The organism is Piscibacillus salipiscarius, from assembly GCF_042685285.1.
Taxonomy (GTDB): Bacteria; Bacillota; Bacilli; order Bacillales; family Alkalibacillaceae; genus Piscibacillus; species Piscibacillus salipiscarius.
Genome location: NZ_JBHUMZ010000053.1, coordinates 1 through 12,977 on the forward strand (window position 1 = coordinate 1; position 12,977 = coordinate 12,977).

A 12,977-nucleotide genomic window follows, 5' to 3' on the forward strand; every position below is an offset into this window, starting at 1 on the left:
ATTAAACGGTTGACGGTCATTAAAAAAGCCTCTTTAGGGGCATGTTGGTAATGTGCCCTTATAGGGCGAAACTAAAACCGCCCGTTCTACGGGCGGATATTTACTAGTATATAAATCATTTTAACAATTTCTTCAAGATTTTTCTTCCCATTTTTGAGTTAGGATAACGAAAAGCTAAGTCGAATGCCGTTGTCTGTTTTAATACACTCTTTTCATGAGTAAACGTTTCAAAACTGTATTTACCGTGATACTTTCCAATTCCGCTTGTGCCAATTCCACCGAATGGCAATTGATTATTTCCTAAATGCATCATGGTGTCATTAATACATCCACCACCAAATGATATATTTCTGACGATCCATTCTTGGTTTTTCTCATTTTCTGAAAAATAATATAAGGCTAGAGGATTTCTAGACTGTTCCACATGGTCATAAACTTCTTCGAGTTCATTAAACGTCATAACAGGGAGAAGTGGTCCAAAGATCTCATCCTGCATGATCTTAGAATCCCAGTCCAATTGCTCAATTAAGGTCGGATTAATCAAACGATTTGTTCGATCTGTTTCTCCGCCAACACTTATATGACCTTCATTTAAATATTGAGATAAACGATCAAAGTGTGTATCATTAACAATTTTTGTATACTCACCGCTTTGTAGTGGGTTAGATCCGTACATTTTCTCAATCTCAGTTTTAATTTGATTTAAAAGCTTCTCTTTTATAGACTCATGCACGAGCAGATAATCAGGAGCAACACAAGTTTGTCCAGCGTTTACGAATTTACCCCACACAATCCGTCTAGCTGCATATTCAACCTTAGCATCCCGGTCAACAATACAAGGGCTTTTGCCTCCAAGTTCAAGAGTGATTGGAATCAATTGTTTGCTGGCTTTTTCCATGACAATTTTTCCAACAGGCACACTACCTGTAAAGAAAATATAATCCAATGATTGATCTAATAATTCCTGACTAATTTCGGGGCCACCTTGTACGACAGTGATATATTTTTCCTCAAAAGTTTCTTTGATCATTTCTTCAATTAAATCACTCGTATAAGGTGTTAATTCTGAAGGTTTGATAATTGCTGTATTACCAGCGGCAATCGCTCCAATGAGTGGTGCTATAGCTAAATGTAAAGGATAATTCCACGGACTAATAATTAATGTAACCCCATAAGGTTGTTTGTATATTAGACTTTTAGCACCTTTATGAGACGCTGGTGTTTTAACTTTCTTTGGCTGCATCCATTCTCTTAAATATTTGATTGTATAGTTAATTTCTTGTTGCAAAAATCCAAATTCAGTTGTTAAGACCTCGTACGTTGACTTATTTAAATCTTTGTGCAAGGACTCATATATTCTAGGTTCATATCGGTTTAACATTTCTTGTAGTTTTTGAAGCTGATGAATGCGATAGGTGTAAGTCATTGTTTTCCCTGCGCGGAACATTTCCTTCTGACTTTGCACTAGATTTTCAAATTGACTCATGATTCATCCCTCCTTTTAATAACGTAAGTTGAGAAGTCTTCAGCGTAATGAGTGTTTGGAAAAACCTCTTTAATGTCTTTAAGCTCCTTTTGTAAGTCTTCCCATACATATCTTGATGAAACATGGTTTAAAATGAGTTCTTTTACATTGGCAGCTTTTGCTAAATTAGCAGCTTGTTCACTTGTTGAATGAAAATATTGGTGAGCTAATTCATGATCTTCTTTAATAAAAGTTGCTTCATGTATAAGCACATCAGAATCATAGATATAATCAACTATATCATCTAAAGCGTGAGTATCGCCTAGTATAGAAACCTTACGGCCAGGAATGGGGTCACCTGTAACCTCATCTCGTTTTATATTCGTTCCATCTGGCAAACTAACTTCGCGGTTGTTTTTTATCTCTTGATAAATAGGACCTGGTTTAATTCCTCTTTCTTTTAGTTTTTCTGGAATTAGTGGGCCAACTGAATCCTTTTCTTGGATAAGAAAACCAAAAGAAGGGACCCCGTGCTTTAAACGAATCGATGATACTTGTATATGCTGATCTTCAAATAGGATATTTTCGTTAATAGATCGAAATATAAGGTCATATTTTAATCTTGTTTCACTTACTTTCAAACTGAGTTCAATAAACTCTTTTAATCTAGGAGGTCCATATATTTCTACAGGACTTGTACCCTCCTGGAAAGATCGGCTACTTAATAGCCCTGGTAATCCGTATATATGATCCCCGTGCATATGAGTTATGAATATTTTTGATATTTTTCTTGGTTTTATTGTAGAATTCAATATCTGGTGCTGGGTTGCCTCACCACAATCAAATAACCAAATTTCATCTCGTTCTTGTAGCATGGATAGAGCTAAAGACGATACGTTGCGTCTTTTAGATGGCACCCCTGAACCAGTTCCTAAAAATGTTAACTGCATATTATTGATCCTCCAGTCTAACGCCAACCTCTATTGTATTGAACAGGACCACTGAGTTCTATTCCTAACTCATCTGCCACTTGTTTCGGCCAGTATGGGTTTCTCAAGAATACCCGAGCTACAAAAATTAAGTCTGCGCGGTCATTTTGGAGAATTTCTTCAGCCTGAATTCCACTTGTAATTTTACCTACTGCGCCAGTTGGAATTTTTGCTTGCTGTTTAATCTTTTCAGCAAACCTTACTTGATAACCTGGGTAAGTCCGAATACGAGCAGGTACAACACCGCCAGAACTACAATCGATTAAATCTACATGCTGCTTTTTCATTTGTGAAGAAATATGTAAAAATTCATCCATTTGGTTTCCGTCTTCATGATACTCAGAAGCTGATATTCTGACAAAGATTGGTCCGTCAAACTCTGATTGTACCGCATCAATCACCTGCTGAAGTAAACGGTATCGGTTCTCAATTGAACCGCCAAATTCATCTGTTCGTTTATTAGTTAAAGGTGATAAAAATTGATTGATCAAATAACCATGAGCAGCATGAATTTCAACTAAATCAAATTGAGCTTGTTTAGCTCTTCTAGCGGCATCTTTAAAGGCTTTAATAGTGTTTTCGATTTGATCTAATGTCATTTCATTTGGCGTTTTAAAATCTTCATTAAAAGGGATTGCACTAGGTGCAAAAATCTCTCCTTCTAAGTCAGCTTTGCGGCCTGCATGAGCGAGTTGGATTCCACTTTTGGCTCCGTGGGCGTGAATGCGTTGATTAACTTGTTTTAAACCTTCGATATGTTCATCGGACCAAATTCCTAAATCTTCTGCAGAAATACGTCCTTCAGGCTGAACTGCCGAAGCTTCTAATATAATTAAGCCGGCTTGACCTGCAGCGCGGCTTTCATAATGGGTAATATGAAAAGGGGTCACTAAACCGTCTTGATTGTAACAGGAATACATGCACATTGGAGACATCACAATTCTGTTCTTTAAGGTGACGTTTCTAAAAGTGATCGGTTCAAATAGTTTAGTATTCATATAAATCCCTACCTTATAAATTGTGTTTAATTATGTCTGGTATATCTGTAAATACTCCGTCTGCTCCCATTGTGACACATTTACGTGATAAGCTCACGCGATTTACTGTATATACTCGAAACGGTATTTGCTGCTCTAGTAAATGTTTAACCATTTTAGATGATAATAGTCTTGATTTAATGTGAATGGCATTAGCTCCAAGGTCATTTAAAAAATCTCCGATATCTTTTACTTGGCTTTTGGTTAACCATGCTAACTCTATGACGTCACTAATATCTCGTAAACGCTGAATCGTATACGGATTAAAACTAGAAATAACCGTACGATGAACCATGTCGTGCTCTTCAAGTAATTCTACAACTCGCCGTTCGATGGTAGGGTACTCAATCACATTAGTTTTTAATTCAATATTAAGAAGCATATCCTTATCCTCAACCCATTGTAAAAATTCTTTCAAAGACAAAATGGGGGTATGTATATAACGCTTAGAGAACCAATAACCTGCGTCAAACTCTTGCAGCTCTTCTAATGTATAATTTTGAACAAATCCTGTACCATTTGTCGTTCTTCTTATATTCTCATCATGTATGATGACTGGAACTAAATCCTTTGTTAATTGAATATCTAGCTCAATTCCATCCGCTCCTAATTCGTGCGCAAGTTGAAAGGCAGGTAATGTGTTTTCTGGTGCATATCGGCTTGCACCACGGTGTGCAAAAATTTTCATAATGTTTAGCCACCTCAATTTATGACTCTGTTATTTATTATTAATACGATTAATATTCAATAATTCCTGTTTATTTCTGTTATGATTGTGGTGTATAAAGATTGAAAAGTCAAACTTATTTTATAAGGGGGATTGTTAAGGTGAAATGGCAAACTCGAGAAGAGTTGAGATCTCTATTAATTAACTTAGTTGGGTTCGATAGTATTACTGGACATAAAGGTGAAGTTCATTTAATCGAGTATGTTGAACAGGAATTAAAAGCACTAAATTACTTTAAAGAAAATCCTGAATTGGTTCAAACGGACTTATTAGATGATGGACGTAAGTTACTTACGGCTTTGGTAAAAGCTCAAAAGCCCACAAAGAAAACCATTATATTATTAAGTCATATTGATGTAGTTGGAATTGACGATTATGGTTCATTTAAGGATCTAGCTTTTAATCCAGATGAATTAACCCAGCATTTTCGTACTTACCATGAGGAATTGCCTAATGATGCTAAAATTGATCTTCAAAGCTCAGAGGAGTGGTTGTTTGGCCGAGGAATTATGGATATGAAAGCTGGTTCAACTTTACATTTATCTATGCTTGAGCGTGCCATTAACGAACAATGGGACGGCAACATTTTATTATTATTGGTCCCAGATGAAGAAGTAAACTCAGCCGGAATGCTTAAAGCAAGAGAAACGTTAAATTGGTTAAAGCAAACAGAAGACTTAGAATACATATTGTGTATCAATAGTGAACCGATGTTCCGCCAGTTTCTTCAAGATCAGCAGAAATATTTATATACAGGATCATTAGGAAAAGCTTTACCAGGCTTTTTTTGTTATGGTAAGGAATCGCATGTTGGTGAACCTTTTAATGGGTTAAATGCTAATTTGATGCTCAGTTATCTTAATATAAATTTAGAATTAAATCATAGCTTATCTGAGAGGGTAGGGGAAGAGGTAACACCTCCGCCTATTAGCTTAATGAATCGTGACTTAAAAGAACACTACTCAGTTCAAACCCCTTTGACAGCTGTTTCTATGTACAATGTATTGTTAATGAGACAAGCTATACCAACATTAACAAAACAATTAATGGACGTCATGAAACGAACAAAAGTTCAAGTAGAGACCCATGTTAAACAACAAGCTGAAGCCAATGGATATCAAGTGAATTTCGATATAAAATTATTAGATTACCATACTCTTTATGAGGAAGCCGTCAAAAGGCATGGAAAAGAATTAGTAAACAAAAGAAGGGAAGAGCTGCTTAAATCTAGGGTTCATGGAGATCGCGATTTTAATACTCTCTTAGTTCAAGACTTAGCTTTCTTGTGTAAAGATTTAGCTCCAATGATGATTTTGTTCTATAGTCCGCCTTATTATCCGGCAGTTTCAAGTGAACACAATTTACTTGTATCTAAAGTAGCAAATCGAGTTTCTCAGGTTTTAAAAGACCAATATAGCTATGAAGTGAAAACGCTTAATTACTTTAATGGAATTTCAGATTTGAGCTACATCGGCTATGATTCTAATAAAGAGAGTAATTTAAAAGAATTATATAGACAGATGCCTTTAAATGAAAAAGAGGGGTTGCTTAAATATTTAGAAGAAGATATTGACGTCCCATCTATTAATATTGGTCCCGTGGGAAAAGATCCTCATCAATGGACTGAACGTTTAAATATCGATTATTCTCTTGAACAACTGCCTAATGTTTTAGCAGATGCGATTAAATTTTCGTTTAAAAAAGCTTAATCGTCCATGTTAAAAAACTATTTTTGTAGTATAATAAAACTGAATACCTATTCAGTTTTATTGGGGGCAGTTTAAATGACACAAAATATATATCAACTAACACTTCCGACACCCTATGCGGTAGGAGACGTTCATGTATATATTGTAAAGAATGATATTATAACTTTAATTGATGCAGGTGTGCATACTGAAGAAGCATGGCAAGCGTTTAACGAACAGCTTAAGAACATTGGACTTACACCTAAAGACATCGATCAGGTTGTTCTGACTCATCATCATCCTGACCACATTGGCTTAGTTGGACGTCTTAATCATGTCCAAAACATTTATGGGCATTCATTGGTTCATAAATGGTTGACACGTGATGAAATGTATCTTGATCATTATATTCAGTTCTTTAATGATCTTTATACGAAGTGGGGTGTACCAGATCAATTTCAGGATATTGAAAGAGCTCTAGACTACACACTTGCTTTTTCAACACCGAGTGCTTTGACACGATATTTAAATGAAGGCGATCAGATTCCAGGTTTAGAAGGTTTCCTAACACTTGAAACTCCTGGACATGCAGAAAGTCACCTTTCTTTTTATAATCAAGATACGAATGTCTTATTAGCAGGTGATTTTTTATTAAAACATATTTCATCAAATCCGCTGCTTGAGCCTCCTGTTAACATTGGAGAAGAGCGCCCAAAACCATTACTACGCTATCGTGAGTCTATGAAAAGAGTATTGGACTATTCCTTTTCAACGATTTATCCTGGGCACGGTAAAGTTTTCTCTAATCATCAACCATTGATTGTCGACCGAATCGCTAAACAGGAAAAGCGTGCTTTTAAAGTTTTAGATTACATTAGCGAGTCGCCTTCAACACCTTATGAAATATGTCAGTACTTATTTCCGAAGCATTATCAATCACAGTTCGGCTTAACAATGTCAGAAACGGTTGGACAGTTAGACTATTTATGTTCTATTGGTGAACTTGAACAACTTTCGGATGGAGAAGTTGTTCGATATACAGCTGCGCACCCAATAACAAGTAAATAATTATTAGTTTAAAAGTTGAGCTAGAGCACTGGATTATATCATTCTGGTGCTCTTTTTGCTTTTAGAGATGATCTAAACTAATGATTTCATCTAATGGATACCATTTAACCTTTCCTTTGGATGTAAAGAACTTAAGCTGTTTTGTGTATGGGTCAATTTTTTGTATGATCCCTGTAGCGGTCACCGTCTCGTAAGGGTGAAACAATGTTATCTGAACAAGTGACTGAGAGCTAATGGCCATTAGAATACTGCCTTCTAGTTGTTCAATCTCCTGTTCATCTAAAAGAGGTTTTGTTTTTTTAATTAATTGTTGCTGATGCTGTTGCAGCAGTTCTTTATGTTCTGGTAGCATCATTCTGCTCGATTCCCAAAGTAAATTATGCCCATGAGTTAATTTATTTGGATTCATTACATTCTCTCCTTACTTATAATGTCCTCCAATTTTTTGAGCTCGGTCAAATACTTGACCAGCGTCTTTTAAAGAAGACGCTCGAACAATTGCTGTTTGGCCAAATTTCATTCGAATGTCGTCCATTGCTTTACTGAGCTGGTCTTTTTCGACGGATGGATTAAAAAGGTTTAACTGATACACGTCAGCGGACTGCAGTTGTGATAACGTTACGCCAACACTTCGAACAGGTAAACCATCCCAATGTTTATGCAATAACTTTAAAGCAGCATGAAATAAATCCATCCCATAATTAGTAGGGGAGGTGAGTTTGATTTGCCTATGAAATCCAGTCGGAACATCGAAATTTGCCCCGCGTATACCTAACGACAATGTATGGCCTCGGTAGTTTTTAGCTCTTGCACGTTTGGCGACTTCCTCGCATAGTTCAAGAAGAACAATTTTGACATCTTCTAGCGCTTCATAGTCTCTTGGCAAGGTCATGTGGTGTCCAACTGCTTTTTGACTGTTATGAGTTTTGGTTGTAACTGGAGAATAGTCAATCCCATTAGCGATATTAGATAGTACCTCGCCATTAATTCCCCAGCGTTTTTTTAAGTGGTGTAGGGGATAATTGGCGAGGTCACCAATGGTTTGTATACCCATTCGCTGAAAGTGATGGTTCATGCGACTTCCAACTCCAAACATTTTTCCAACGGGCAGTTTCCACATCGTTTCTTTCATATTGTCATGCGTAAGATGAAATATACCGTCTTTATTCTTCTTAGCGAATGCATCACAAGCAATTTTAGCTAGAACTTTATTAGGCCCCATACCAACACGCGCATATACGCCAAGTTCTTCTTGTATTTCATGTTGAATTTGTTTGGCGACTGAATATCGGTCACCGAATAATCGTTCTGTGCCAGTTAAATCCATAAACTGTTCATCAACTGAGAAAACTTCAACCTGATCCGTAAACCTTTCTAAAATTTGAGTGATTTGGTAAGACAAATCTATATATAATTTCATTCGTGGTCTAACCACAACTAAGTCAGGACATTTTTCCTGAGACTGCCAAAGGGCTTCAGCTGTCTCCACTCCATATTGTTTAGCAATTGGGCAAGCAGCTAAAATGATACCGCTACGCCTCTCAGGATCGCCGGCTACCACAACTGGTTGGTGTTGCAACTTAGGATCAGCTGACTTTTCGATTGATGCATAAAATGACTGCATATCCACTAAAAAAATGATTTTTTCCATAGTATCCCTCTTTTTAAATAAACAGAACTTTTGTTCGTGTTTATATTATATGCGAACGCATGTTCTTTTATCAATAGAAATTCATGACAAAAGACTCATAAAACGACATAAAAAAGCCCTAAAGTCTATTGCCTGAGGACTTTAGAGCTAAACGTTTCTAACTAACATTATTGACGATGCTGCTTATAAACATTGGCTTTAGTGATTTGTTTTAACTTTTTAATCAGATCTTCTGAAAGCTGTGCTGCCTCATAAGCACGAACATTATCTAATACTTGCTCAGGCCTACTTGCACCGAGTGCTAAGCTGCTAACAGCTGGGTGATTAAGAACATAACCAATGGCTAAAGATTGAGGTGATAGATGCGCCTCATTGGCAAGATCTTGTAATGATGTCACAACAGATTTTAACTGATCTGCATCATAATCAAGGAATCCATCTTGACCTTTTTTCTGCCACTGACTCTGTCCTTTATTGGTGAGCATTCCTTTACCAAGTGCACCGCGAACTACAACACCAATATTATGGTCATTGAGATGGTCTAGTAATTCTTCTTCGGGGCGGCGGTCTAATAAGCTATATTGCATCATCACACTTACCATATCAGACCGTTCAACAAATCGGTTAATAACATTTGGACGGATGGAGGAGATACCATAATAACGAATTAACCCTTCTTGCTTGAGTTCTTCAAATGCTTCAATCACTTCATCAGTTGGATCTTCAATTGTTCCTCCGTGAAGCTGATAAAGGTCAAGATCATCTAAACCAAGACGAAGTAGGCTGTTTTTAATAGCTTCTTTTAAATAAGCTTTCGAAGGGTCCCAGTACCAACCATCCTTACCTGGTTCAAAATGATTACCACCTTTAGTCGCGATAATCAATTGGTCACGTTTACCTTTGATCGCTTGTCCAACAATTTTTTCGTTTTGTCCGAAGTCATATAAATCAGCCGTATCTAAATAATTAATTCCTTGATCGAGAGCTGTGTGGATGACGTGGGAAGCTTGGGTAACATTCGTACCTAAATTCATACATCCTAAAGCAATCTCAGAGACATATAAATCTGTGTTTCCTAACTGACGCTTTTTAACCATTTTGAATCACTCCTTCTTTTTCTATTTTAAAAACAAGATCCTATTAAAAACAACTTATAAAATGGTTTATGCTAAAATAAATGGCAGAAAGGGGATTGTTATGGTAAAGAAATTTGAAGAAAAGACATTATCGAGTGAATCCATTTATAAGGGGAAAATTATTGATGTAAAAATAGATGAAGTTAAGCTGCCTGATGGTAAAACGTCGAAGAGGGAATTAATTGATCATCCAGGAGCAGTTGCAATTATTGCCTTAACTGATGAAGGTAAACTGGTGATGGTTGAACAATATCGAAAAGCGTTAGAGAAAAGTATTATTGAAATTCCTGCAGGAAAACTAGAAGCTGGTGAAAAGCCTGACATGACTGCTAAAAGAGAGCTTGAGGAAGAAACGGGTTACCGAGCAGAACAATTAGATTTTATTGTTTCTTATTATACGTCACCAGGTTTTGCGAATGAGATTATTTATGTTTACAAAGCAAGTGGACTTAAAGTGGTTGAAGATCAATTGCAGGGCGATGATGATGAGTTTGTTGAATTAATTGAAGTAACTTTAGATGAAGCGGTAAAACTAATTGAAGAACAACGAATTCATGATGCAAAAACAATTCATGCCGTTCACTATCTTATGCTACAAAATAAAGGATGAAATAAATGAGTTTAAATAGTTATTACGCCGACCTGCATGTACATGTTGGAAGAACGATTCATAATAATCCTGTTAAAATATCTGCATCTAATAATTTAACCATTTCAAATATATTTGAGTATGTTCGGGAGAAGAAAGGGTTAGATCTTGTTGGTGTTATTGATGCTCATGTACCTGAAGTAATTGAAGAAGTTGAAGATTTACTAAAAAATGATTGTTATGAGCTGGACGGTGGTGGTATTTCAAACGGAGCTGTCACAATGTTATTAGGGTCAGAAATTGAACTGTATGACGAGAATTGTGCAGGCCCTATTCATGTATTATGTTTTTTACCAACGCTCGAAAAAATGAAGCGCTTCTCAAACTGGTATCAACAATTTGTTAAAAACCCTACATTAAGTTCACAGCGTATGTATATACAAGCTCAAGAACTTCAAAAACAAGTGAAAGCATTTGAGGGACTATTTATTCCAGCACATGTTTTTACTCCATTTAAAAGTTTATACGGCAAAGGGGTTAAGACGAGTCTTTTGGAAGTATTTAATCCTGATTTAATTGATGGAGTGGAACTTGGGTTAAGCTCTGATACGTCGATGGCAGATACAATCCATGAATTACAACCCTATACATTTCTAACTAACTCAGATGCTCATTCATTAGAAAAAATCGGTCGTGAATATCAAAAATTGCGTTTAGAAGCACCAACCTTTCATGAATTAAAACTCGCATTAAATGAATTTAAAGGAAGAGAGGTTATCGCAAACTATGGTATGAACCCGCTCCTAGGTAAGTACTATACAACGATTTGCCGAGGGTGTCATCAACGAATTGAGTATACTAAGATCTGTCCGAATTGCGGATCGAAAAAGGTCATTAAGGGGGTAAGTGAACGAATCAAAGAAATCAGTGCAACTCAAGGTGCTAGTAACCGAAAAAGACCTCCTTATGTTCACCAAGTTCCTTTAGAATATATTCCAGGACTTGGACCTAAAACACTAGAGAAATTAAGGGATGTTTTACACCATGATATGTATATCATTCACAAAGCAACATATGAAGAAATCAAGTCGCATAGCCAAAAGCAATTAGCAGAACGAATCCTGCAGTTAAGACGAGGAGAGCTTCATATTAATCCAGGTGGTGGCGGGACTTATGGCAGCGTTATCGTGCAGAAGAACAAAAAATAAATTCAAATAATCTACTTGGTTCTATATTTGTTTCTACTTTCATAGGATTTTACTAGAGCTAGAAACGAATGGAGGAACCATAATGAAACGTTGGTTAAAGGGGTCGTCCTATACATTAGAACCTTATATGAGTTTATACATCTTTCTATTTGTCCTATTTGTAATCGGAGTGATCTTTGGAGCTAGCATGGTCGGTAGTTTAAGCTTTTTGCAAAAACAAGATTTATTGTTTTTTGTTGAGCAATATTTTCAGTCCATTACAGAGTCATCTAGATTATTAACGATTGGAGAACTATTTAGTGCATTTTGGACGCACGGAAAGTATGTGACGTTTTTATTCTTGTTCGGGTTATCATTTATTGGGTTACCTATTGTTTGGTTTTTATTATTCTTAAAAGGGATTGTTATTGGGTTTACAGTAGGATTCCTAGTCAATCAATTATCTTGGAAAGGGTTTCTATTATCTATAACATCAGTTGCGCCTCAAAATTTATTAATTGTTCCAGCATATCTATTAATTGTAGCTAGTAGTATGATTTTTTGTATTCATGTGATGAAGATGCTGTTTTCAAAAGGAAAAAGTCATTATACAATCGGCCAGGCTACGATGCTTTATTTTAAAAGTTATTTAATTGCATTATTAATTATTCTTGGCGGTTCCATTTTAGAGGCATTTGTCTCCACACAATTTATGCACATCATTTTAAAATAATTATAAACAAATAACTGTTATCAAATTATAAATTAAAATTATTATAATTTGACACTATCCTTCCTCTTCCATATAATTAATTATGTAAAGTAAGAGGGGGGATTCTTCATGGAAAACCGCATTGAAAAAATAAAGAAACAATTACATTCTCAAAGTTATAAATTAACCCCACAAAGAGAAGCAACTGTTAGGGTATTACTAGAACATGAGGAAGATCATTTAAGTGCGGAAGATGTCTACCTCCTCGTGAAAGAAAAGTCACCTGAAATTGGTTTAGCAACTGTTTATAGAACACTAGAATTATTGTCTGAACTAAAAGTAGTCGATAAAATTAACTTCGGTGACGGAGTGTCGAGGTACGACTTAAGAAAAGAAGGTGCTGAACACTTTCATCATCATTTGGTTTGCGTAGAATGCGGTTCTGTTAAAGAAATTGAAGAAGATTTATTAGGTGATGTTGAAAAATTAATAGAATCACAGTGGGAATTTAAGGTTAAAGATCACCGGTTAACCTTTCATGGTATTTGTAAAGACTGTCAATCAAAACAACAAGATGATAAATAGGTTACATAGACTACCTTTTTTCAAATAGAGAAAAAAGGTTTTTTTGTTTAAACAGAGAAGCCAGATTATTAAATTGTTAGTATATTTGTAAATTAAAGAATATTAATCTTGAGAGCCGCTTGTTTTGAAATGGCTTTATGTAA

13 protein-coding genes are annotated in these 12,977 nt (G+C 35.9%); 6 read left to right on the forward strand and 7 right to left on the reverse strand.

What is annotated here, in order from left to right:
- Positions 1-115 precede the first annotated feature (115 nt).
- From ACFSW4_RS15495 to ACFSW4_RS15510, 4 genes are read right to left on the reverse strand one after another with little or no spacing between them, the layout of a single operon-like run.
- Entirely contained in the window at positions 116-1,486 is a 1,371-nt protein-coding gene (locus ACFSW4_RS15495) for an aldehyde dehydrogenase (RefSeq protein ID WP_377330423.1), read from the reverse strand.
- Positions 1,483-2,415: a ribonuclease Z gene (gene rnz, locus ACFSW4_RS15500; RefSeq protein ID WP_377330425.1), complete on the reverse strand. Its 933-nt coding sequence runs from the start codon at positions 2,413-2,415 to the stop codon at positions 1,483-1,485. The genes ACFSW4_RS15495 and rnz overlap by 4 nt, the downstream gene beginning before the upstream one ends.
- 17 nt (positions 2,416-2,432) lie before the next feature.
- Positions 2,433-3,452 carry an NADPH dehydrogenase NamA gene (namA, locus tag ACFSW4_RS15505; RefSeq protein ID WP_377330427.1) on the reverse strand — a complete coding sequence of 340 codons (1,020 nt, stop codon included), beginning with the start codon at positions 3,450-3,452 and terminating at the stop codon, positions 2,433-2,435.
- A gap of 13 nt (positions 3,453-3,465) precedes the next feature.
- The gene (locus tag ACFSW4_RS15510; protein ID WP_377330429.1) at positions 3,466-4,179 is read right to left on the reverse strand and encodes a glycerophosphodiester phosphodiesterase; all 714 of its coding nucleotides are present in this window, start codon (positions 4,177-4,179) and stop codon (positions 3,466-3,468) included.
- 140 nt (positions 4,180-4,319) lie between these two features.
- On the opposite strand from ACFSW4_RS15510, the gene ACFSW4_RS15515 reads away from it, so the two are divergent.
- On the forward strand, positions 4,320-5,927 hold the full coding sequence (locus ACFSW4_RS15515) for a M20/M25/M40 family metallo-hydrolase (RefSeq protein WP_377330431.1): 1,608 nt from the start codon (positions 4,320-4,322) through the stop codon (positions 5,925-5,927).
- 75 nt (positions 5,928-6,002) lie between these two features.
- Positions 6,003-6,974 carry an MBL fold metallo-hydrolase gene (locus tag ACFSW4_RS15520; protein ID WP_054755021.1) on the forward strand — a complete coding sequence of 324 codons (972 nt, stop codon included), beginning with the start codon at positions 6,003-6,005 and terminating at the stop codon, positions 6,972-6,974.
- 61 nt (positions 6,975-7,035) lie between these two features.
- Here ACFSW4_RS15520 and ACFSW4_RS15525 read toward each other — a convergent pair whose 3' ends face one another.
- From ACFSW4_RS15525 to ACFSW4_RS15535, 3 genes are all read right to left on the reverse strand, one after another.
- Positions 7,036-7,383 carry a YolD-like family protein gene (locus ACFSW4_RS15525; protein WP_377330433.1) on the reverse strand — a complete coding sequence of 116 codons (348 nt, stop codon included), beginning with the start codon at positions 7,381-7,383 and terminating at the stop codon, positions 7,036-7,038.
- A 12-nt stretch (positions 7,384-7,395) separates the two neighbouring features.
- On the reverse strand, positions 7,396-8,625 hold the full coding sequence (locus ACFSW4_RS15530) for a DNA polymerase IV (protein WP_377330435.1): 1,230 nt from the start codon (positions 8,623-8,625) through the stop codon (positions 7,396-7,398).
- 167 nt (positions 8,626-8,792) lie between these two features.
- On the reverse strand, positions 8,793-9,722 hold the full coding sequence (locus ACFSW4_RS15535) for an aldo/keto reductase (RefSeq protein WP_377330437.1): 930 nt from the start codon (positions 9,720-9,722) through the stop codon (positions 8,793-8,795).
- Positions 9,723-9,822: 100 nt separating this feature from the next.
- Between ACFSW4_RS15535 and ACFSW4_RS15540 the strand changes: the two genes are divergently transcribed.
- From ACFSW4_RS15540 to fur, 4 genes are all read left to right on the forward strand, one after another.
- A complete protein-coding gene (locus tag ACFSW4_RS15540; protein ID WP_377330439.1) occupies positions 9,823-10,371 on the forward strand; it encodes an NUDIX domain-containing protein in 549 nt (182 codons plus the stop codon).
- Between the two features lie 5 nt (positions 10,372-10,376).
- Positions 10,377-11,558, forward strand: coding sequence for an endonuclease Q family protein (locus ACFSW4_RS15545; RefSeq protein WP_377330440.1), 1,182 nt, complete (start codon positions 10,377-10,379; stop codon positions 11,556-11,558).
- An 82-nt stretch (positions 11,559-11,640) separates the two neighbouring features.
- Complete coding sequence (gene spoIIM, locus ACFSW4_RS15550) at positions 11,641-12,270, forward strand: stage II sporulation protein M (protein ID WP_377330442.1); 630 nt, start codon at positions 11,641-11,643, stop codon at positions 12,268-12,270.
- A 108-nt stretch (positions 12,271-12,378) separates the two neighbouring features.
- Complete coding sequence (gene fur, locus ACFSW4_RS15555; RefSeq protein WP_054753228.1) at positions 12,379-12,834, forward strand: ferric iron uptake transcriptional regulator; 456 nt, start codon at positions 12,379-12,381, stop codon at positions 12,832-12,834.
- Positions 12,835-12,977 lie beyond the last annotated feature (143 nt).